Origin of the sequence: Hymenobacter sedentarius, assembly GCF_001507645.1 — a bacterium.
GTDB lineage: Bacteria > Bacteroidota > Bacteroidia > Cytophagales > Hymenobacteraceae > Hymenobacter > Hymenobacter sedentarius.
Window position 1 is genome coordinate 3025048 of sequence record NZ_CP013909.1, and the last position, 22286, is coordinate 3047333.

The following is a 22286-nucleotide window of genomic DNA, read 5'->3' on the forward strand; positions in this document are numbered from 1 at the left end:
CTTTTTAGCTCAGCCCTGTAAAAATTAAAGCCCTGAGGCCGCCCGCCATTGCACCACGCAATGGCGGGCGGCCTCAGGGCTTTTTGAGCTTGCCTGCTGAAAAAGAATAAATTTACATATGGTCTAATTGCATCAATTCGCGCAAAACCCTTAGCTTGCGCCCCGCTTAATATTTAAGTAATATGGAAGTTCAAACTCTGAAGTATCCCGCTATCCAGAATTATGTTGGCGGACAACCCGCAAACGATTCCGGTACGGCCACCATGGACGTATTTAGCCCCCTCACCGGGGCCTTGATTTCTACCGTTCCGCTAAGCGGGGCCGCAGCGCTCGACGCTGCGGTGCAAGCAGCTAAGGCGGCTTATCCCGCGTGGTCGGCCACGCCGATTAAGGAGCGGGTGCAAATCTTTTACCGCTACAAAACGCTGCTCGAGCGCGACATGAAAGCCCTGGCCGACCTGGTGCGCGAGGAGAACGGCAAGACCTACGACGAGGCCCGCGCCGAGGTCGAAAAAGCCATTGAGCTGACTGAGTTTGCCTGCTCCATGCCGCAGCTTATCCAGGGCGAGTTTCTGGAAGTGAGCAAGGGCGTAGAAGCCCGCGTTGAGCGCAAGCCTCTGGGCGTGGTGGCCAGCATCGCGCCGTTCAACTTCCCCAACATGGTGCCCCACTGGACCATTCCAAATGCCATTGTGCTGGGAAATACCATGGTGCTGAAGCCCTCGGAGCAAGTGCCCCTGAGCGCCGTTAAGATTGCCGAGCTGCTGAAGGAAGCCGGCTTGCCCGATGGCGTCCTCAACATCGTGAACGGCGACAAGCAAATCGTGGAAGCCATCTGCGACCACCCCGATATTCAGGCCGTGTCCTTCGTGGGCTCTACCAAGATTGCCAAGGTGGTGTACATCCGCGCCACCAGCAATCTGAAGCGTTGCGTAGCGCTGGGCGGCGCCAAAAACCACCTGATGGTATTACCCGACGCCCATCCCGAAATGACGGCCTCGAACGTGGCCGCCAGTATGTCGGGCTGCGCGGGCCAGCGCTGCATGGCCGGCTCCACCATGGTAGGCGTGGGTGCTATCGATGGCATCGTGGCCAAGATTGTAGAAGAAGCCAAGAAGATTGTGCCCGGCCAGAACCTGGGCTCGGTTATTAGCAAAGAGGCCAAGGAGCGCATCGAGCAGCACATCACCGAGGCCGAAGCGGCCGGGGCCAAGGTCTTGCTCGACGGCCGCAACGCCGTAGTGCCCGGCCACGAAGACGGCTACTACGTGGGCGCCACCGTGATTGACTACGTGACGCCCGACATGCGCATCGCCCAGGAAGAAGTATTCGGCCCGGTGCTCGCCATCATGCGCACCAGCACCCTGGACGAAGCCTTGGCAATCGAAAACGCCAACCCCTACGGCAACGCCGCCGCGGTATTCACGGCCAGCGGCAGCAGCGCCCGCTATGTCATGGACCACGCCAACGCCGGCATGATAGGCGTGAACATCGGCGTGCCCGTGCCCCGCGAGCCGTTCTCCTTCGGCGGCTGGAACGATTCCAAGTTTGGCGCCTGCGACATCACCGGCAAAAGCTCCATCGAATTCTGGACCCAGCTCAAGAAAACCACCACCAAGTGGAACCCCGAGTCGCGGGTGAACTGGATGAGCTAGTTTGAAATAAACACGGTCATGCAGAGCGCAGCCGAGGCATCTCGCGTGCAGCAGTAATCAATGACGATAGCAACGATGCGAACGAGATGCCTCGGCTGCGCTCGGCATGACTTTCTAAGTTGGGTTTTTACGTCTACATTCTCACCAACCCAGCCCGAACTGTGCTATACACCGGAGTTACCAACAACCTGGAGCGTCGCCTGCACGAGCATAGCATGGGTTTGGGTGAGGCGGGGAAGTTTACTGGCCGCTATCAATGCAACCTGCTTGTCTACTTTGAAGTCAGTCCTGATGCCCGGCAAGCTATTGCTAGAGAGAAACAGATTAAGAACTGGGCTCGTGGGAAAAAGGAATTTCTTATTTCCACAATTAACCCAGCTTGGGAGCCAATAGATTTACAAACCTGGACCGGCTGATTACCCAACTTTACGTCAGCACGCGAGGTGCCTCGGCTACGCTCGGCATGACCGCCCTGATGTTTTCTCAATATTCAAACTCATTCCTGAAAAACACCCGGCGAGAATTCCCACTCAACACGGCGCGCTTCCGCCGCGCGCCGTGGCGGAACGGAGGGCTTTTCTGAACGGTGCACAGTACCAAAACACCTTACTGGCTTCGGGGCCGCAGAGATAGAAGGCTGCCCCCTGTTTCGTAAGTTGTTGCGCCGAACGGGGAAGTCCTTCGCTTCCGTTTCCTTCCATTCCTTCCCATACAATAGTTATGCATCCGACCCTCGATACCGACAAGGACCAAATCCTGCACGACAACCTCGACCACACCCTCTTTTCCTGGTCGAAGCAAACGGGCCTGAACCCCATCAACGCCGAGCGCGCCGAGGGCGTGTACGTGTGGGACCGGGACGGCAAACGCTACCTCGACTTTTCGTCGCAGCTGATGAACGTGAACATCGGCCACGGCGACCAGCGCGTGACCGAAGCCGTGGCCGCCCAAATGCGGGAGTTGAGCTACGTGTACCCGGGCATGATAACCAAAGCGCGCGGCGACCTCGGCAAGCGGCTGGCCGAAATCACCGCGCCCAACCTCACCAAAGCCTTCTTCACGCTGGGCGGCGCCGAGGCCATCGAAAACGCCATCAAACTGGCCCGGGTGTACACCGGCCGCCACAAGATTGTGTCGCTGTACCAGTCGTTCCACGGGGCCAGCTACGGCGCCATCAGCGTGGGCGGCGACCCGCGCAAATTTGCCGTCGACAGCCAGGCCATGCCCGGCACGGTACACGTCGAAAACCCGTTTTTCTATCGCTGCCCCTGGTATAGCGCTACGCCCGAAGAGTGCGCCCAGCGCGCCGCCGACGCCATGGAGCGGATCATCGGCTACGAGAACCCGGGCAGTGTGGCCGCCATTATTCTGGAAGGAGAGTCGGGTACGTCGGGCTGCATTAAGTATCCACCCGGCTACTGGAAGCGCGTGCGCGAAATCTGCGACAAACACGGCATCCTGCTCATTGCCGATGAGGTGATGTCGGGCTTTGGCCGCACCGGCAAGTGGTTCGGCTCCGACCACCACGGCGTGAAAGTCGACCTGATGTGCATGGCCAAAGGCATCACCGCCGGCTACCTGCCCCTGGGCGCCGTGATGGTAGACGAGAAAATTGCCAAGACCTTCGACGAAAAGCCGCTGCCCCTGGGCCTGACCTATTCGGCTCACCCGGTTTCGTGCGCTGCCGCCGTGGCCGTGCTCGATATTTACGAGTCGGATAACCTACTGGAAAACACGGTGGAAATGGGCAAGTACATGGACGAGCAAGTAGCTCAACTCATGCGCCACCACCCCAGCATCGGCGACTGGCGCAACACCGGCCTCTTCGGCTGTATTGAGCTGGTGAAAAACCGCGACACCAAAGAGCCCATGGCCCCCTGGAATGCGACCAACGACCAGATGGCCATCATGAACCAAGTAGCAGCAAAAATCCGCGAGCTGGGCATGTACACCTTCGTGCGCTGGAATTACATTTTCATCTGCCCGCCGCTGACGATTAACAAAGAGGAAATCAACGAGGGCCTGGCCATTATTTCCGAGGCCATCAGCATTGCCGATAAGTACGTGTACTAACCTCACCCCCGGCCCTACCGGGTACGACCCCTCTCCCGCGGAGAGGGGAGCCAGCCGACTTTTCACGAATACAGCGAATCAAGAATCATACTTCTACACCGCCGTGGCTCCCCTCTCCGCGGGAGAGGGGCCGGGGGTGAGGTTCTACGCATGCATATGTCCATTCTCCTAAAAAACGGCCACGTCGTCACCGCCGATTCCGACGCGGTTTGCGACATTCTGATTGAGGGCGAAACCATCGTTTCCATTGGCCGCAACCTGTCGGCCGATGGGGCGGAGGTTATCGACTGCACCGGCAAAATCGTTGTGCCCGGTGGCATCGACCCGCACGTGCACTTGGAGATGCCCTTCATGGGCACGTTCAGCAGCGACACCTACGAAACCGGCACCCGCGCGGCCCTGCACGGCGGCACCACAATGGTTATCGATTTCATACTGCAAAAGCAGGGCAACTCCTTGCGCGCCGCCTTTGACGAGTGGCGTGGCCGTGCCACCGGCAATGCGGTGGGCGACTACAGCTTCCACATGGCCGTGACGGATTTCAACCCCGATACCAAGGAGGAAATCAAGGACATGATTGCCGAAGGCATCACTTCCTTCAAAACCTTCATGGCCTACAAGGGCGCGCTCATGATTGACGACGCGCAAATGGTGGGCCTGATGCAGGAAGTGAAAAAGCACGGCGGCCTCGTGACGGCCCACGCCACCAACGGCGACATGATTGACACGCTCATCGCCCAGCACCGGGCCCAGGGCAAGCTCTCGCCGCTCTACCACTACCTCTCGCAGCCCGAAGTGACCGAAGCTGAAGCCTCGGGCCGCTTCGCCGACATTGCCAACTACACGGGCGTGAATGCCTACATCGTGCACCTCACCTGCGAGGGCGCCCTCAACCAGGTGCGCCGCGCCACCGAGCGCAACCAGCGCATGCTGGTTGAAACCTGCATTCAGTACCTGCTGCTCGACGCCTCGCTGTATGAAAACGAAGCGGAAGGAGCCAAGTGGGTGATGTCGCCGCCGCTGCGTGAGAAGAAAGACCAGGCCACCTTGTGGGCCGGGCTCAACCAAGGGTTGGTGCATGTAGTGGGCACCGACCATTGCCCCTTTATGTGGGACCAGAAGCTGATGGGCAAAGACGACTTTTCGAAGATTCCCAACGGCCACCCCGCCGTGGAGCACCGCATGGAATTGCTCTTTTCGGAAGGCGTAAACAAAGGCAAAATCACGCTCAATAAATTCGTGGAAGTGACCTCTACGAATGCTGCGAAAATCTTTGGCATGTTCCCGCGCAAAGGCACCATCAGCATTGGGGCCGACGCCGACTTGGTAATTTTTGACCCCGCTAAAAAGCACAAAATCTCGGCCGAAACGCACCACATGAATTGCGACTATTCTGGCTACGAAGGGTGGGAGCTCACCGGCAAGATTGACACCGTTTTGCTGCGCGGCAAAGTAGCTGTAGATGCCGGTGAAACCAAGGTGGCGAAAGGCTACGGGCAATTCATCAAGCGGAGCAAAACTGCTTTTTAATGAGCTAATTGGCTTGATGGGCAAGCGCTTTTCCGTCCCGAGTGGAGCGAAGGAAATCCTTGTGCCGATGCGGCCAGCTCAACCTTGTGCAAAGCCCCGTTTTTTGCTTAACTTTTAGCTCACTTTGGGCTGACGAATAAGGATTTTAATTCATCACCTTTCAATCCTTTGCGCTGAGACCCGGACGGCTTACTCCATCGTGTCTCCTCGCAAAGTCAATTAACCCCAACCCACTCCAACCGCATGTCCAGAATTATCAAATCCGGCCTGATTCAGATGAGCCTGCCGATGACCGAAGGCGAAGGCACCATTGAAGAAATCAAGGAGGCCATGGTGCAGAAGCACATTCCGCTGATTGAGGAAGCCGGCCGTCAGGGCGTGCAAATCCTGTGCTTGCAGGAAATCTTCAATACCCCGTATTTCTGTCCCGGCCAGGACAAAGCCTGGTACGCCTCGGCCGAAGCCGTGCCCGGCCCGACTACGGAGCGCATGGCCGAGTACGCCAAGAAGTACAACATGGTGATGATTGTGCCCGTGTACGAGCGCGAAGCCGCTGGCTTCCTCTACAACACGGCCGCCGTAATTGACGCCGACGGCACCTACCTCGGCAAGTACCGCAAAAACCACATTCCCCATACCTCCGGCTTCTGGGAGAAATTCTTCTTCAAGCCCGGCAACATGGGCTACCCCGTGTTCCAGACCAAGTACGCCAAAGTAGGCGTGTACATCTGCTACGACCGCCACTTCCCCGACGGCGCCCGCGTGCTCGGCCTCAACGGTGCCGAAATCGTGTACAACCCCTCGGCCACCGTAGCCGGCCTCTCGCAGTACCTCTGGAAACTGGAGCAGCCCGCGCACGCCGCCGCCAACGGCTATTTCATGGGCTGCATCAACCGCGTCGGCACCGAGAAGCCCTGGAACCTGGGCAAGTTCTACGGCACCAGCTACTTTGTGGACCCGCGCGGCCAAATCATTGCCCAGGCCAGCGAAGACAACGACGAGCTGCTGGTGAGCGAGTTCGATTTGGACATGATTGACGAGGTGCGCAACACTTGGCAGTTCTTCCGCGACCGTCGCCCGGAGACCTACGAGAAGCTGGTGGAGCTGTAGGGCTTTCCTGCTTCCATTACTAATTAAAGAATAGGGAACGGTCATGCTGAGCGGAGCCGAAGCATCTCTACCGCAGTAGTAATCAATACTTGCTCAACGAAGCGGTAGAGATGCTTCGGCTCCGCTCAGCATGACCGTTCTGTTATTTAAAAATATTCCGAATCCCCGCCCCAATGGCCGAATATTCCACCCCAACCAGCGAACAGGAATTCCAGCTCAACTTCGCGCAGCTCAAGCCCCACATGAACCGGACGGAGGCGCTATACGAAAGCTCGCGCTGCCTGTTTTGTTTCGACGCGCCCTGCATCAAAGCCTGCCCTTCGGGGATTGACATTCCGCAGTTTATTCGGCAGATAAATTCGGGCAACGACACCGGCGCGGCGCGCACCATTTACGATGCCAATTACTTCGGGAATGCCTGCGGTAAAGTGTGCCCCACGGAGGTGCTGTGCGAGGGTGCCTGCGTGTACAACCTGCAGGATGTGAAGCCCATCGAAATCGGGCGCTTGCAGAGCTACGCCACCACCAAGGTCATTGAAAGCGGAAAAAAGCTGTTTGGTCCGGGTGAAGCCAATGGGAAAAGGGTGGCTGTAATTGGCGCGGGCCCGTCGGGGATTTCGGCGGCGTGCGAGTTGCGCGCGTTGGGCTATGAAGTGGATGTGTTTGAAGCCAAATCCCAGCCTTCGGGCCTAACGGTATACGGCGTGGCACCCTACAAAATCACTAACGAAGAAACACTGGCCGAAATGGCCTATTTGCAAGCGCAATTTGGCTACAACGTGCACTTTAATTCGCCGATTAATTCTCGCGAAGAATTAGCAGAATTAGAGAATAAATACGACGCTATTTTTCTCGGCATTGGCTTGGGCAAAACAAACGACTTGGGCCTGGCCGGAGAAGATAAAATCAATTGCACCGGCGCCGTAGAATTCATTGCCGAATTGCGTCAGCATCACCACCAGGTAGCGGTGGGCCGGAAGGTAATTGTGCTTGGCGGCGGCAACACGGCTATGGATGCGGCCTCCGAATCCGCCCGCCTTGGGGCCGAGAATGTAGTGCTGGCCTACCGCCGTGGCAAGGAAGAAATGGGCGCCTATGACTTCGAATACGACCTGGCCAAAGGTGTAGGAGTGAAGGGCTTGTTCAACGTGGCCCCGGTTGAGATTGTAGGCAATGGCTACGTAGCCGGCGTGAAGTTTATCCGCACGGAAACCAAGGAGGGCAAGGTGTCAGAAATTGCCGGCTCCGAGTTCGTGGAGCTCTGCGATATGGTGATAAAAGCCACGGGCCAGGCCAAGCAAACCGATTTCCTGAGCCTGATTCCGGGCCTGAAAGTGGACAGCAAAGGCCGCATCGTGGCCGATGCTCACACTGGCCAAACCACCAACCCCCAGTACTTCGCCTCCGGCGACGCCTGGAACGGTGGGGCCGAAGTGGTGAACGCCGCTGCCGAAGCCAAACTCACGGCCCGCGGCATTCACGCCTACCTGAGCAAGTAAATTTTCTCCGAATCTAAAAGCACGTCATGCTGAGCGCAGCCGAAGCATCTCGCGTGTGGTAGTAAATCAATCGTCCAACGATGCGAGCAAGATGCTTCGGCTACGCTCAGCATGACGTTCTGAAGAATAGAAACAATGCCTGATTTATCCATCAATTTCGCCGGCATCAAATCGCCGAACCCCTTCTGGCTGGCTTCGGCTCCGCCTACCAATTCCGGCTACCAAATCATGAAGGCTTTCGACGCCGGCTGGGGCGGCGCGGTGTGGAAGACGCTTGGCGTGCCCGTCGTGAACGTGTCGAGCCGCTACGGCGGGGTGAATTATCGCGACAAGCGGTTGGTCGGATTCAACAATATTGAGCTGATTTCGGACCGCCCGCTAGCCGACAACCTGCGCGAGATTGAGGAAGTGAAAAAACGGTTTCCGAACCATGCCGTCATCGCCTCGCTCATGGTGCAGACCCGGCAAGAGTGGCACGACATCGTGCGCCAGTCGCAGGACGCCGGTGCCGATGGATTTGAGTTGAATTTCGGCTGCCCGCACGGCATGTGCGAGCGCGGCATGGGCTCGGCAGTGGGGCAGGAGCCCAAGGTGTTGCAGATGATAGTGGAGTGGGTGATGGAAGTGGCCACCAAACCCGTCATCGTGAAGCTGACGCCCAACATTTCCGACATTACGGAGCCGGCCATGGCCGCGCGCCGCGGCGGGGCGGATGCCATTTCGCTCATCAATACGATTCAGAGCATTGTTGGGGTTGACCTCGACAAGTTTGCGCCGTATCCGATTGTGGACGGCAAGGGCAGTAACGGCGGCTACTGCGGCCCGGCCGTGAAACCCATTGCCCTGAACATGGTGAAAAACTGCGCGCAGCACCCCGATATCAAGCTGCCCATCTCAGGCATTGGTGGTATCGAAAACTGGCGCGATGCCGTGGAGCACATCTTGCTGGGTGCCAGCAGCGTGCAGGTGTGCACGGCGGCCATGCACTTTGGCTTTGGCATCATTCGCGAAATGACTTCTGGGCTGGAGCAGTACATGGTGGATAAGGGATTTAACACCATCTACGACTTCGTGGGCAAGGCCCTGCCCAACGTGCTGCACTGGGAAGACCTGAACATGAAGTACAAGGTGACGGCCAACATCCACGAGGACAAGTGTATTGGCTGCCAGTTGTGCTACACCGCTTGTGAAGACGGCGCTCACCAGGCCATCAAGCTCAACGCCGGTACCCGCGTGCCGGAAATCATCGAGGAGAACTGCGTGGGCTGCAACCTGTGCTCGCTGGTGTGTCCGGTGGAAGACTGCATTACCATGGACCGCACCGACGACGGCACCCAGCACCTTACCTGGAAGGAGCGCACCCAAGCCGGCACGGCGCCCACCGAATTTAACGATGAGAAAGCAGGCGGCCGCCACCACTGGGTCCCCGAGCCGGCAGCTGCCCTGGGCAAAGAGCGCCACAAAACCCTACCCGGCAAAGCCCGCGTTTTGAACGGCGAAACCGAGTTGCCAGCCACCGCCTAAGCCCAGAATTTTCATTGCCAAAACAAGGGGAGAACCTACTCCCGGATAAGCCGTAAAAAACTAGTGCCCAGATTGCTGCGAGCATCCTTTCGCAATTATTCTAGTCTATATTTTGCATTAACGGCTGTATCCACTTGTTAATTCTACGCGCTTGCGTAGCTGGTTATGAAAACGAAATCCTGGTTGTTTGCTATTGGTTTTTGCGCGCTGCTGTTGAGCGGTTGCGCCGCCTCGGTTGGGGTGGGGGCTGACTATGGGTATTACCCACCGGTTCATGCGTACTACGCTCCCGTTCGGCCTTACTATTACCCGCCCCGCCCCGTGGTTGTGGTGCCCCGCTATTACCGCCCGCCCTACCGCTCGCACTATGACGGCTACCGGCGCGATGGTGGCAACAATGGCTACGGCAACTACGGCCACAGTCGGCGCCGGCTAGACTAAACCGTCTGCATTCGTCGCTGCGGTTTTGTCAACCGCACTGCTCTCCGGGCTGTCCGCACTGCAAGGTGTGAGCAGCCCGGTTTTTATTGAGCCAAACCGAAGGGCTATAGGCCTTGCAATTCGAAGGTGTTGGGCGCGTGCACGGTGCCTGCCCGTTCGCGCAAAGGGCGGCCATTGCGGTTGCTGCGGCTGGCCTGAATTTCTGCCACGATGGCCAGCGCTATTTCTTCGGGCGTTTCGCTGCCCAGGTCCAAGCCGATGGGGCTGTGGAGGCGGGTGGCAAGCAACTCCTGCTGCTCGGCCGCGGCAAGGTCTAGCTCGTCGAGCAGGCGCGCGGCTTTGGCGCGGGGGCCGAGCAGGCCGATGTAGGGCGTGGGCGCAGGCAAGTGCAGCTGCAGGGCGGCCAAGTCGTAGGCGTAGTTGTGGCTGAGGAGCACGGCGTAGGCAGTGCCCGGCTCTTCTTGCGCCATGGCTGCCACCGGTAGTACGCGCACCTCGGCGGCTTCGGGGAAGCGAGCGGCGGTGGTCAGGTGGGGGCGGCCATCGAGCACGGTGATGTGCCAGCCCAACGAGGCGGCCAGGCGCACCAGCGGCTGGGCATCGTTGCCGGCGCCGTAGATGCGCAAGCGCAGGGGCGGGGTGAGCAGCTCCACCAGCGCCCGCACCGGGCCCGCTTCGGTGTCGATATCCAGCACCTGCGAGGTGCCTTGGGCTAGCGTGGCGCGGGCCGCTTCGGCTAGTGGGGCCGCCAGGTCAGCGGTGCCGCGCACTGTGCCCGCTGCCGTGAGCAGGAGGCGCTGGCCCACCCCGGCCCGCAAGTCGGCCGCTTCGGTGGCAAAGACGGTGGCCAGGACGGCGGGCTCGGGGTAGCTGGCAAAGTTGCGCAGCAGTTCCATGGCATTTTCGGCATCGGCGAAATCAAGCGGCTCAAGCAGGATGCGCACCACTCCCTGGCAGCCGGGGCCCAGGCCGTGGCGCGGGTCGTCCTCGTCGCGGGTATCGTAGGTGACCAGCGCAGGTTGGCCCCGGAAAATAGCTTGCCGGGCCCGCTGGCGGGCGTCGCCCTCCAGGCAGCCCCCGCTGATGGCGCCGGTGAGCTGGCCGTCGTCGGTGACGAGCATGCGGGCGCCGGGGCGCCGGTAGGCCGAGCCCAGTACCTCCACTACCGTGGCCAGGGCACAGGGCCGCCCATCGGCGCGGTGCTGGTCGTAGGCCAGAAGCAGGCGTTGCAGTTCAGTCATGAATCAGGTAACAGCCAACGGCCGGTTTGGATTGCGCGGCCACCTGCAGCGAGGATGAGAGGGCCATAGGAGAAAGTACAGTACGGGGCTTACGGTTTCTTGTAGGCACTTTCGGGAGGTTTTATTCCTTTTTGTAGTTAATCAAATGGAAAAGCTTGGCGCCCCAAACCTCGGGTAATAGTAGCTGCCTGCAGGTTTTGTACTTTAAGACGTTAGCTCAACTAGACAGCTGGGTAGTACTCGGTTCACCGAGAAGTTGCGGGAGTTCGTCCGGAAAAGGGTGGGGTTAGGCTAAAATAGTCGGGGCGATATTCACGGGGCTGATACTTTCGAAGCGTGAGAATGGCAACAGTCGTTTTCGGCACTTCACTTTCGGTCTCCTGGATGATGTTTACCAATATTCAACAGTATTTTCGCTTCTACCTGGCGTTGGCTTTATCTATTCTGTTGGCTATTGGAGTCCGGTTGCAAGCTGCCCCGCTGGGCTCAGGAACGACTGCAAAGGAAGAAGTAACCACGAGCGCACCGGCTGGCTTTCAGAGCCCTGGTGCGGGTGGCACGGTGGCAGCGCGCTAACCCCGCCCGCCCCGCCGAACCCGATTGTAAACAAGCCGGCCCGCTCCGTAGTAAACCTACCGGAGCGGGCCGACTGTATTTTCGGGCCGTCGGCGCTACCTTCCGGCCCCATGAAAATTCTTTTAGTCGAAGACGAACCTTCGGTGGCGGCCTTCCTCCACCAGGGCCTTACCGAGCAGGACTACACCGTGGACCTGGCCGCCGATGGCCTGCTGGGGCTGCGCCGGGCGCAGTCTACGCAATACGATTGCCTGATTCTCGACCAGATGCTGCCGGGCCTGAGCGGTCTGGAAGTGTGCCGGCAGGTGCGCGCCCACGACCCCGGCGTGCCCATCCTCATACTCACCGCCCTGGGTGAAACCGATGATAAAATTCGCGGCCTCGACGCCGGGGCCGACGACTACCTGGTGAAGCCCTTTGCCTTTGAGGAGCTGCTGGCCCGGCTGCGCGCCCTGGTGCGCCGCCGCACCGAAGCCCCCGCGCCCAAAGCTGTGCTGCACCTGGCCGACCTCACCCTCGACCCCGCCGCCAAGCGCGTGGAGCGGGCCGGGCAAGCCGTGCAACTCACCGCGCGGGAGTTTTCCTTGCTGGAGTACCTGCTGCGCAACCAAGGCCGCGTGGTTTCCCGGGCCGACCTGCTGGAGCACGTGTGGGACATCAGCTTCGATACCGGCTCGAATGTTATCGACGTGTATATCAATTTTCTGCGTAAGAAAATCGACAAAGGCTTTGAGCCCAAGCTCATTCACACGCTGGTGGGCATGGGCTACGTGATGAAGACGGAGGGGTAAAAGAACAGCACTCCCCTCCTTACCAAGGAGGGGACGCTGGCGCGAAGCGGCAGCTGGGGTGGTTGCGGGCGTTGCACGGCTTGCGGTAGTATCGTTCGGGTGTCGTGCAACGAATCCAACCACCCCCGTCCGAACCTGCGGTTCGAACATCCCCTCCTTGGCTAAGGAGGGGAGTTTTTGACAACCTCTCGTTTGTAACATCCTTTTAAACGCAACATCTCCGTGTCCATACGCCTGCGTCTTGCCATTCAGTTTGGGGCCATTCTGGCCGTGACGCTGCTGCTGTTTGCGTTGGCTATCTACTTTGCCACCAAGCAGTCGCGGCGGGCGCTGTTTACCCAAAGCCTGTTTAAAAGGACGCTAGTGGTAGGCCATGCCTACGCCGAAGGTCAGGAAAGCCGCAACGCCAACCAGCAGGCCTCCTACCGGCGCTACCTGCGCCAGCTCTACCGCACCCTGCCCGAAGAAGAAGGCCGGGTGTACGATGCCGCCAATCGCCTGGTGTTTCGGGAAGGGCAGGGCCCAGCCAAGCCAGTCCCCGCCGCCTGGCTGGCCGAAGTGCGGCGCAGCGGCCGGGCCGTGCTGGAGCCCGAAACCCACTACCACGAAACCGTGGGCCTGCTCTACCAGGATGCCCGGCTGGGGCCGCTGGTGGTAGTGGCCTCGTCCGTAGATGAAGACAGCCGCCAGCAGCTGGCGCAGCTGCGCCAGCTGTTGGCCGTGGGGCTGCTGGCCGCGCTGGTGGTCATGGGCATCGGCAACTGGTTTTTTGCCGGGCAGGCCCTGCGTCCGCTGCGCCGCATGGTGCAGGAAGTCGACGGCATCACCGCCACCGACCTGAGCCAGCGCCTCACGCAGGCCGCGGGCTCAAACGACGAAATCGGGCGCCTGGCCCAGCGCTTCAACCGCCTGCTCGACCGGCTGGAATCGGCCTTTGCCGGCCAGCGCACCTTTGTGCGCGACGCCTCGCACGAGCTGCGCACCCCGCTCACCGCCCTGATTGGGGAGCTGGAAGTGGCCCTGCTGCAAGCCGAGCGCCCGCCGGCCGAGTACCGGCGCGTGCTGCAAAGCACCCTCGATTCGGCCCGCCAGCTCAACGAGCTCACCAACGGCCTGCTGCAGATTGCCCGCGCCTCCGACGACTCCTCGCAAGTGCCCATGGGCCCGGTGCGGCTCGACGAGCTGCTGCTGCAGGCCCACGAGCAGCTGCTGCGCCGCCACCCCACCTGCCGGGTCGACCTCGATTTTCGCGAAGGCGAAGAAGCCAACTGCTTCACCGTGCGCGGCAACGAGGCGCTGCTTCTCTCGGCCATGCTCAATGTGCTGGACAATGCCTGTAAGTTTTCGGCCGGCAATGGCGGCACGGTCACGGCTTCGCTGGCCCGCACCGCCCACCACCTCACGCTGCTAGTCTCGGACGAAGGCCCCGGCCTGAGTCCGGCCGATTTGCAGCAGGTGTTCGTGCCCTTCTTCCGGGCGGCCACGGCGCGGGCGGTGCCGGGCCACGGCATCGGCCTGCCGCTGGCAGCGCGCATTATGGCGCTGCACGGCGGCACGGTGCGCGTCGAGAGCGAAGTGGGCAAGGGCACCCAGGTATGGCTCAATTGGCCTATTTAGCCCAAAAAGGTCGTTTTTCTGGTTTTAATTTCCTTTTAACTTGAGTTTAATTCGGTCTTAATAGCCCCCCCGTAACCTTGTGGCAGAATTCCTACGGTTACGACGCCTGCTCGCCTTCGCAGCAGTCGTTCTATTATTAAGACACGGTTATGTCAGAAATTATTTCCTCGCCGGCTCGCACCGGTGCTCGCATTGCGGCGGCTGCCGAGCCGGCCGGCCCGGCGCCCAAGCCTTCGGTTTTTAGCTCAATCGGGCAGGATGCCCCGGCCGGGCTGGTGGTTTTCCTGGTGGCGCTGCCCTTGTGCCTGGGCATCTCGCTGGCCTCGGGCGCGCCACTACTCGCGGGCCTTATCACGGGCATTGTGGGCGGCGTATTGGTGAGCTGGCTCAGTGGCTCGCAGCTGAGCGTGAGCGGGCCCGCCGCCGGCCTCACCGTGATTGTGCTCACGGCCATCAGCACGCTGGGCTCTTTCCAGGCGCTGCTGGCGGCCACGGTAATCGCCGGAGCCATTCAGGTGCTGATGGGCGTGGCCAAGGCCGGGGTCATCGGCATGTACTTCCCGGCAGCAGTTATCCGCGGCATGCTGGCTGCCATTGGCTTGATTCTGATTCTCAAGCAGATTCCGCACTTCCTCGGGGCTGACACCGACTATTTTGAGGACATGGACTTTATGCAGTTCAATGGCCAGAACACCTTCTCAGCCATTGGCGCTGCCGCCCGGGCCCTGAGCCCCGGCTCGGTGCTGGTGGGCTTTGCGTCCTTGGCGCTGCTGCTCCTGTGGGATACCCGGGCGGTGCAGCGGCAGGCCTGGGCCCGCAAGGTGCCCGGCGCGCTGGTGGTCGTGCTGGTTTCCATTGGCCTGAACCAATTGCTGCGCGCCGTGGCCCCAGAGTACCAGGTACGCCCCGAGCACCTGGTGAAGCTGCCCGTCATCTCGTCGCTCAGCGGTTTGCTCGGCCAGCTGACTTTGCCGGACTGGTCGGCCTTTGCGCGGCCCGTTACCTACGGCGTGGCCCTGACCATTGCCATTGTGGCCTCGCTCGAAAGCCTGCTCAGCGTGGAAGCCGTTGATAAACTCGACCCGCACAAGCGCCGCACGCCACCCAACCGCGAGCTGCTGGCCCAGGGCGTGGGCAACATGGTGAGCGGCCTCATCGGCGGCCTGCCCATGACGGCCGTGATTGTGCGGTCGTCGGCCAACATCAACTCCGGCGGCCAAACCAAGCTGTCTTCCTTTATCCACGGCCTGCTGCTGCTGGCCAGCCTGCTGTTCCTGGCGTCGGTGCTGAACATGATTCCGCTGTCGGCACTGGCGGCGGTGCTGCTCACGGTGGGCTTCAAGCTGACCCGGCCGGCGCTCTACCGCACGCAGTGGAAATTGGGCTGGGGGCAGTTCCTGCCGTTCATCGTGACCATCGTGGCCGTACTGTTCACCGACCTGCTCAAGGGCGTGGGCGTGGGCCTGGTGGTGGGCTTCTTCTTCATCCTCAAGGCCAACGCCGAGCAGGCCTATTTCCTGACCCGCGACGCCCCCGGCCGCGAGCCCGGCACGTTCTACCTGCGCCTGTCCGAGCACGTATCCTTTCTCAACAAGGCCAGCATCATCAACACGCTCGAGCGCCTGCCCCGGGGCAGCCGCGTGATTCTCGACGGCAGCAAATCCATGGACATCGACCACGACGTGCTGGAAGCCATCGAATCGTTCCGCCAGGTGGCGCCCGAGCGCCACATCGACCTGGAGCTGCGCGGCATTTCCCCGGTGGCCGTGGCCGGGCATTAGCCCGGCCGCTTTGCCTGCTCTTCTGTTTCTTTATAATCCCGTATACAGTGACTGCTCATTCCCTCATCACAAAATCCCCCGATAACATGGCCGGTGTAGAAGACATCCTTGCAAACAATCGTCAGTGGGTAGCCGATAAAAATGCCCAGGACCCCGGGTTTTTTAAGCGGCTGGCCGACGGGCAACAGCCCAAGTACCTGTTCATTGGCTGCTCCGACTCGCGGGTGCCGGCCTCCGGCATCACCGGTACCGGGCCGGGCGAAATGTTTGTGCACCGCAACATCGCCAACCTGGTAGTTCACAGCGACATGAACCTGCTCAGCGTGCTGCAATACGCCGTGGAAGTACTGGGTGTCAAAGATATTCTGGTGGTGGGCCACTACGGCTGTGGTGGCGTGGCCGCCGCTGCTTCCAACAAGCAGTATGGCCTGATTGACAACTGGCTGACGCCCATCCGCGACGTCATTCGGCTGCACGAAACCGAGTTTCTGCGCGTGAAAGACGACAAGCAGCGCCTGCGCCGCCTCGTGGAGCTGAACGTCATTGAACAGGTACGCAACCTGGCCAAGACCAACATCATCCAGAACGCCATGCGCTCCGACGACCCGCCCCGCCTGCACGGCCTGGTGTACGACGTGGCCGACGGCGTGCTCAAAGATCTTAATGTGGACAGCAAGAACGTGATGCGCGAAATGGCGCACATCTACGGCACCGAAGCCGAGGAACCGCACCAGGAGGCTCACGCCCACGAAGCTCCCGCCAGCCCACAACCCGAAAGCGCCAAAGCCCAGAAACCCGAGAAGGAAAAGCAAGCGCAGCGCAGCGTATTGGGCTAAACATTAGCCCCCGATAAACAAAAAGCCTTCCCGCAGCGCTGCGGGAAGGCTTTTTGTTTATCGGGGCTCGAGGTTGAGGATAGTTATCCTGGCTCGAAACAGCCATCTGTCATGCTGACGAAGCAAGCATCTTATCACGTTGGAACAAATCGTTATGGTGTGACAAGAGGCTTCCTTCGGCAGCATGACAGGTGATTGAATTAGTTGAGCACGCGAGTTACTTCGACTGCGTTCAGCATGATGCGCCCATCATTTTAACTTGCTGCTGAGCCCAATGGGTTTATTAAAAAGTCCGGCGACTGCTAGAGTCGCCGGGCTTTTTGGTAGTGGATAAAAGCTGATTACTTCGCCGCTTGAATTTCGGCTACGGCCTTCTCCACGGCTTGCTGGGCTTCGGCGGCGTTGGCGCGGCCGGTCTTGGCGGGCACGATGCCTTGCAGCAAACCAATCACGGGCTTGTCGGCGCCGTAGGATTTGTATTTCACACCGAGGTCCTTCAACCGGGCGATGCCCTCGGACAGGGCCGTGGGGTCGTCGAGGCGGCCAAGCATGGCGGCCATGGGCTCCATCAAGTTGAACTTGCCCTGGATGCGGGCCGCGTCGAACTTGTCGCGCACGTAAGGCCATTGGGCCAGGGTGCCGTTCTTGGCATACGCTTCCGTTACGGCCTGGGTGAGGGCACCGTGGGTGTCGTTCTCATATTTCCTGGCCTGAACGAGGGCCTCTGAGGGCTTCACGGTAGCCAGGGCGCGCAGGGCCGCGCCTTGCACGTTGTACGACTGGCTGTTGAGCTGCTTGGAGAAGAACTTCTCGTCTTTCTTGTCCTTTGCCTTGGCCAGGACCGTGAGCAGGCTGGACAGTACAAACGGGTCTTTCTCTTTGGTGGCCAGTTTGCGCAGGGCCGGGGCAGCGGCTTTGGCCACGGATTTGTCGTCCATTTTCAGGGCTTCGATGGCGGCCAGGCGCACGCCGTAAAACTTGTCGTTGAGGGCGGCCAGCAACATTTTGCGCGCGGCGGCATCGGTGGTCTGGGCCTTGGCGGCGGCATCCACGGCCTCGCGGCGGTCCACAAACAGGGGCGCGTGGCTGTACTGATACACCGACTCGCCCACCGGCTTGTTGTCGGTTTTAATCCACAGCGTTTTCTTGTTGGCGTCCACGTTCACCAGCTCGGGCTTGGCCGCGAGGGGCATGGTGAAGGTTTGGGTGGCCTCGGTCATGGTCACGGGCTGGTGCTGCACCTTGCCGCCCATGTAGTAGTCGATAACAAACGGCAGCTGGAACACCTGGCCCGGCTGGGTCTGCTTCACGGTCACGGACTGCACTTTCTTGGCCGCGTCCCAGGCGTAGTCGATGGTCACGACGGGGTGGCCCGGGGCGAAGTACCACTGGTTGTAAAACCAGTTCAGGTCCTGGCCCGATACGGCTTCGAAGGCCAGGCGCATCTGGTGGGCTTCGCCGTTGCCGAAGGCGTTGTCCTTAAGGTATTTCTGCAGGCCGGCAAAGAATACGTCGTCGCCCAGGTAGGTGCGCAGCATGTCCATGATGGCGCCGCCTTTCTGGTAGCTCACCAGGTCGAATACCTCTTCCTGCTCGTCGTAGTGGAAGCGCACCAGGGTCTTGGCGGCATCGCGCGGCGAGCTCAGGTAGCGGCGCAGGTAGCGGTAGTAGTGGGCATCGGCGGCGTCCTTGCCGTACTTGTGCTCGGCGTAGAGGCCTTCCGAAAAGTCGGCCATGGTCTCGTTTACGGTGATATTGGCCCAGGATTCGGCTGTCACATAGTCGCCAAACCACTGGTGAAACAGCTCGTGGGCAATCACCGATTCGCCGGTGTACTCGCGGTCCAGCAGCTCGCGGTCGGTGAGCTGCACCTGCTCGCCGTGCAGCGTGGCGGTGGTGTTTTCCATGGCGCCGCTCACGTAGTCGCGGGCCACAATCTGGGCGTATTTGTTCCAAGGGTACTCCACGCCGAGGCGGTTGGAGAAAAACTCCAGCATGTCGGGCGTATTGCCGAAAATCTGCTTGGCGAAGGGCGCGTACCTCGGCTCGAGGTAGTAGCTCACTTCCTTGCCGCGCCACGAATCTTTGGTGATGCGGAAGTCGCCCACCGCCATCATAAACAGATAGGGCGAATGGGGCAGGTCCATCTTCCAGGTGTCGGTGCGCAGGCCAGGGCCAGCGGGCTTCTGGCTCACCAGCGCGCCGTTGCTGAGCGTGACGTACTTGCTCGGCACGGTCATGCTGATTTCCTCGGTCGTTTTCTGGTTGGGCCGGTCGATGGTGGGGAACCAGGCCGACGAGCCTTCGGTCTCGCCCTGCGTCCAGATTTGCACGGGCTTGCCCTTCACGGCGCTGTCCGGGTTGATGAAGTACAGGCCCTTGGCGTCGGTGATGGCCGCGCTGCCTTTCACCTTCAGCTCATCGGGCTTGGAGGTGTAGTCGATGTAGATGATGTACTGCTCGCCGGGCTTGAAGGTTTTGCCAAGGTTGATGCGCAGGTTCATGCCATCGGCATAGTTGTATTTCAGGGTCTGCTGCTGGTCGCCGTTCATCAAAGCCACGGTCTTGATGTCCATGCCTTTAGCGTCGAGCCGCAGCGAGTCGGTGGGGTAGGCGTGGGGCTTCAAGGTTACCCATTCCTTGCCGTAGAGGTAGCGCTTGGCGTAGTCGAAACGCACGTCGAGCTTGGTGTGGACCAGGTCGTTGATTTTGGTGGCCGAGGCGCGGTAGGGGGATTCCGCTTTCGCAGCGGGGGTGGTGGGGGTCTGCGCTAGGGCCGGTGCTTCGGCTACCAAGCCCAGCAGACCCAACGCTAAAAGGTGCTTCATGAAAAAGAAGAAGTTGATAAAAATAAGGATTCGCGCGAAGGACTCGGCCGCCGGGGCAAGGTTGCCAATTCCAGTCACGAATGTAATTGGTGAGCTCCCGCCGACCATGCTGCAAATCCCGGTGGAGCGGCCAGCCCAAGTCGGCGCGTAAGTTTGTGGCCGCATTCACTATTTCCCAATGTTTCGTTTTAGTACCCTCACGCCGCTTTTCCTCGCCATTCCCACGCTTAATGCCCTGGCCCAGACGCCCGCCGACAGCAGCCGCGCGCTGCGCGAAGTCACGGTGTACGCCTCGCGCTTGAGCCAACCCGTAAACCAGACCGGCCACGCCGTGACGGTGATTTCTGGGGCCAGCGTGGCGCGCTACCCCGTCAATTCCCTCGACGATTTGCTGCGCTGCCTGCCCGCGCTGGAAGTGCAGAGCCGCGGCAGCTTCGGGGCTCAGGCCGACGTAAGCCTGCGCGGCAGCACCTTCAACCAGGTGCTATTCCTGCTCGATGGCATGCGGCTCAACGACCCGCTTTCGGGCCACTTCGGCGCGTATATGCCCATCACCCCTGCCGAAATTGAGCAGATTGAAATCATCCGCGGCGCGGGCGCGGCCCTGTATGGCCCCGATGCCGTGGGCGGCGTAATCAACATCGTGACCAAGACCTTTGCCGCCACCGAGCGCCGCGACGAAGCCGAGCTCACCAGCACCACCATGCGCGGCGAGTGGAACCTGTGGCACACCAACACCGGCGGCTTCCTGGCCAAGAACAAGCTGCGCGTGGGCGGCGGCATCCTGCTGAACACCACCGACGGCCAGCCGCGCGACTACCCCAGCACCTTGCGCAGCGATGCCAGCCTGAAAACGTACTCCGTCTCCGCCGCTTACGAGCTGGCCCCTAAGCTCAGCCTGGCCGCCCGCGGCAGCTTCGACCGTCGCAACTACAGCGCCCAGTATTTCTACACCACCAACCCCGCCGACCAGGCCCGCGAAACCACCAACCGCAACTGGTACCAGGGCCAGCTGCGTTACCAGCACAACGAGCGCAGCCGCACCGAGGCGCAGGTATCGGCCAGCCGCAGCACCGATTACTACGTGTTCACGCCCACGTCGGCGGCCAGCGACCACCTCACCCACTACACCAACGTGCTGCTGAGCCACCAGCAGCAGTTTTCCGACAAGGTACGCGCCACCCTGGGCGGACAGGCCGACCGCCGCGCCGTGGTCAGCAACGACCGGGGCACGCACGCCCAGTGGCACTACGCCGCGTTTGGAGTGGTGGCCGTCACGCTCACGCCCAGCCTCGCCCTCACCGGCGGCCTGCGCCTCGACCACGACCAAGCCTACGGCACCGAGCTGGTGCCCCAGCTTAACGTGAGCCAGCAGATAGGGGAGGTGTTGACCATACGCGGGGCCGTGGGCCGGGCCATCCGTGCCCCTGATTTTACGGAGCGCTACACCTCCAACGGCCGGGCCGGCATTGTGCCCAACGGCTTCAACGTGGGCAACCCCGCCTTAGAAGCCGAGCGCACGGTAAACTACGAGTTGGGCGCCGACGTGCGCCCGCTGCCGGGCCTCACGGCCAAGGCTACCTATTTCGTGCGCAAAGGCAACAACCAGATAGACTACGTGCCCGATTCCGGTGAGCACATTTACTACGTGACGGGGCTCACCAACCTGTCCGGCTCCCGCACGTACCGTTTCGCCCAGAACCTGTTTGAGGTAACCACCCAGGGGCTGGAAACGGAGTTGAGCTGGGCCCACGCCTTCACCCCCAAAACCCGCTTCGATGGCAGCGTGGGCTACACCAACGTGCGCGTTACCAACAACGAGAACATTGCCTCGCAGTACCTGGCCAACATTGCCCGCCAGGTGATTTCGGGCACGGTCAGCCTCACTTCCCACCGCGTAAACGGCAGCCTGAGCGGCCTGTGGAAGCAGCGCAATAGCGCCGCCGTGGCCGCCATCAGCCGGAGCCAGGCCGCCGAATACGTGGTGTTCAATGCCCGCCTCGAAGTAGCGCTGCTGCCCAAGAAACTCTGGCTCACGGGGCAGGTGCAAAACCTGTTCAACGAGAAGTACTCCGACCTGCTGGGCGCCCAGATGCCCACCCGCTGGCTGATGGGCGGCCTGCGGCTGGCTCTGCAGCGGTAGATGAGAAATGCGCCTTAGCGCATCCCCACCCGCACTTTTTACAATTGAAGCCCCCGATTTGGAACATATCGGGGGCTTTGCTGTATCTTTGCCGTATCAATTCTTTCTCCCTAAAGGATTGTTTTTATACAGAGGCGCTGAGAGACAGGCTCAATGAAGCGCCGGCAACCATCCGCAACCGCGGGCAAGGTGCCAATTCCTGACCATATAAAAACAAGTTGCCGTGGACGCTGCCAACAACCTCCCCCTTCCGATTGCTGCTGTTACTGCTCGCCCCGCTGTCATGCGTTGGGCTGGCATGGGCTGTTGTTGCTGTTGTTGTCTGGCCTAGCCCGCCTGCCCCGAGCGTTTCTTCGCGGGTAGGCAGGCGGTAGCGCAGGCTGGGAGCCTGCGTGTGCTGTACCGCCGCCCCCGCGGCGTTCATTTCCTCTATTTCTGGGTTGCTGTCGGCTGCTCCGCTGTGCGCGCAGCCGGCTTCGTGTCGAACTACCTGCGCTGTTGTGGCCCAAAATTGAGCAAGCGCCGGCGCAAGGTTCGGCTACCCCGAATGGAAGGCTCTTCCGGCCCATCATACCCTGCTTTTACTTGATTTTTTGTAGCCGCAGCCCAGCCTAATCTGGTTGCGGACTGCTGTTCTCACC

16 protein-coding genes and 1 riboswitch are annotated in these 22286 nt (G+C 60.6%); of the genes, 14 read left to right on the forward strand and 2 right to left on the reverse strand.

Annotation, left to right across the window (positions count from 1 at the left end; translation table 11 throughout):
* The first annotated feature begins 182 nt into the window (after window positions 1–182).
* The 8 genes from AUC43_RS12415 to AUC43_RS12445 all read left to right on the forward strand — a co-directional run bounded on the left by AUC43_RS12415 (window position 183) and on the right by AUC43_RS12445 (window position 9832).
* Window positions 183–1655: a CoA-acylating methylmalonate-semialdehyde dehydrogenase gene (locus tag AUC43_RS12415; RefSeq protein WP_099092897.1), complete on the forward strand. Its 1473-nt coding sequence runs from the start codon at window positions 183–185 to the stop codon at window positions 1653–1655.
* A gap of 119 nt (window positions 1656–1774) precedes the next feature.
* Window positions 1775–2071: a GIY-YIG nuclease family protein gene (locus tag AUC43_RS20105; RefSeq protein ID WP_071885902.1), complete on the forward strand. Its 297-nt coding sequence runs from the start codon at window positions 1775–1777 to the stop codon at window positions 2069–2071.
* Between the two features lie 304 nt (window positions 2072–2375).
* Window positions 2376–3728 carry an aminotransferase class III-fold pyridoxal phosphate-dependent enzyme gene (locus AUC43_RS12420; protein WP_068193941.1) on the forward strand — a complete coding sequence of 451 codons (1353 nt, stop codon included), beginning with the start codon at window positions 2376–2378 and terminating at the stop codon, window positions 3726–3728.
* Window positions 3729–3884: 156 nt separating this feature from the next.
* Window positions 3885–5258, forward strand: coding sequence for a dihydropyrimidinase (hydA, locus tag AUC43_RS12425; protein WP_068193946.1), 1374 nt, complete (start codon window positions 3885–3887; stop codon window positions 5256–5258).
* Window positions 5259–5501: 243 nt separating this feature from the next.
* Window positions 5502–6368 carry a nitrilase-related carbon-nitrogen hydrolase gene (locus AUC43_RS12430; protein WP_227785070.1) on the forward strand — a complete coding sequence of 289 codons (867 nt, stop codon included), beginning with the start codon at window positions 5502–5504 and terminating at the stop codon, window positions 6366–6368.
* Between the two features lie 173 nt (window positions 6369–6541).
* Complete coding sequence (locus AUC43_RS12435; protein ID WP_068193949.1) at window positions 6542–7867, forward strand: FAD-dependent oxidoreductase; 1326 nt, start codon at window positions 6542–6544, stop codon at window positions 7865–7867.
* Between the two features lie 135 nt (window positions 7868–8002).
* Entirely contained in the window at window positions 8003–9391 is a 1389-nt protein-coding gene (gene preA, locus AUC43_RS12440) for an NAD-dependent dihydropyrimidine dehydrogenase subunit PreA (RefSeq protein WP_071885903.1), read from the forward strand.
* Window positions 9392–9556: 165 nt separating this feature from the next.
* A complete protein-coding gene (locus AUC43_RS12445; RefSeq protein WP_068193951.1) occupies window positions 9557–9832 on the forward strand; it encodes a hypothetical protein in 276 nt (91 codons plus the stop codon).
* A 104-nt stretch (window positions 9833–9936) separates the two neighbouring features.
* Here AUC43_RS12445 and AUC43_RS12450 read toward each other — a convergent pair whose 3' ends face one another.
* A complete protein-coding gene (locus AUC43_RS12450; RefSeq protein ID WP_068193956.1) occupies window positions 9937–11073 on the reverse strand; it encodes an XdhC family protein in 1137 nt (378 codons plus the stop codon).
* 342 nt (window positions 11074–11415) lie between these two features.
* Between AUC43_RS12450 and AUC43_RS12455 the strand changes: the two genes are divergently transcribed.
* The 5 genes from AUC43_RS12455 to AUC43_RS12475 all read left to right on the forward strand — a co-directional run bounded on the left by AUC43_RS12455 (window position 11416) and on the right by AUC43_RS12475 (window position 16674).
* On the forward strand, window positions 11416–11649 hold the full coding sequence (locus AUC43_RS12455) for a hypothetical protein (RefSeq protein WP_157781057.1): 234 nt from the start codon (window positions 11416–11418) through the stop codon (window positions 11647–11649).
* 110 nt (window positions 11650–11759) lie between these two features.
* A complete protein-coding gene (locus AUC43_RS12460) occupies window positions 11760–12440 on the forward strand; it encodes a response regulator transcription factor (RefSeq protein ID WP_068193961.1) in 681 nt (226 codons plus the stop codon).
* A gap of 222 nt (window positions 12441–12662) precedes the next feature.
* The gene (locus AUC43_RS12465; RefSeq protein ID WP_068193964.1) at window positions 12663–14057 is read left to right on the forward strand and encodes a HAMP domain-containing sensor histidine kinase; all 1395 of its coding nucleotides are present in this window, start codon (window positions 12663–12665) and stop codon (window positions 14055–14057) included.
* A gap of 149 nt (window positions 14058–14206) precedes the next feature.
* Window positions 14207–15838, forward strand: coding sequence for a SulP family inorganic anion transporter (locus AUC43_RS12470; protein WP_082685072.1), 1632 nt, complete (start codon window positions 14207–14209; stop codon window positions 15836–15838).
* Between the two features lie 47 nt (window positions 15839–15885).
* Window positions 15886–16674, forward strand: a complete 789-nt coding sequence (locus AUC43_RS12475) for a carbonic anhydrase (protein WP_335340878.1) — start codon at window positions 15886–15888, stop codon at window positions 16672–16674.
* Between the two features lie 341 nt (window positions 16675–17015).
* On the opposite strand, the gene AUC43_RS12480 is transcribed toward AUC43_RS12475, so the two are convergent.
* Entirely contained in the window at window positions 17016–19502 is a 2487-nt protein-coding gene (locus AUC43_RS12480) for a M1 family aminopeptidase (RefSeq protein WP_068193968.1), read from the reverse strand.
* Between the two features lie 178 nt (window positions 19503–19680).
* Between AUC43_RS12480 and AUC43_RS12485 the strand changes: the two genes are divergently transcribed.
* Window positions 19681–21645, forward strand: a complete 1965-nt coding sequence (locus tag AUC43_RS12485; RefSeq protein WP_068193971.1) for a TonB-dependent receptor plug domain-containing protein — start codon at window positions 19681–19683, stop codon at window positions 21643–21645.
* Between the two features lie 121 nt (window positions 21646–21766).
* A riboswitch (SAM riboswitch) is annotated at window positions 21767–21859 on the forward strand.
* Window positions 21860–22286: the final 427 nt, after the last annotated feature.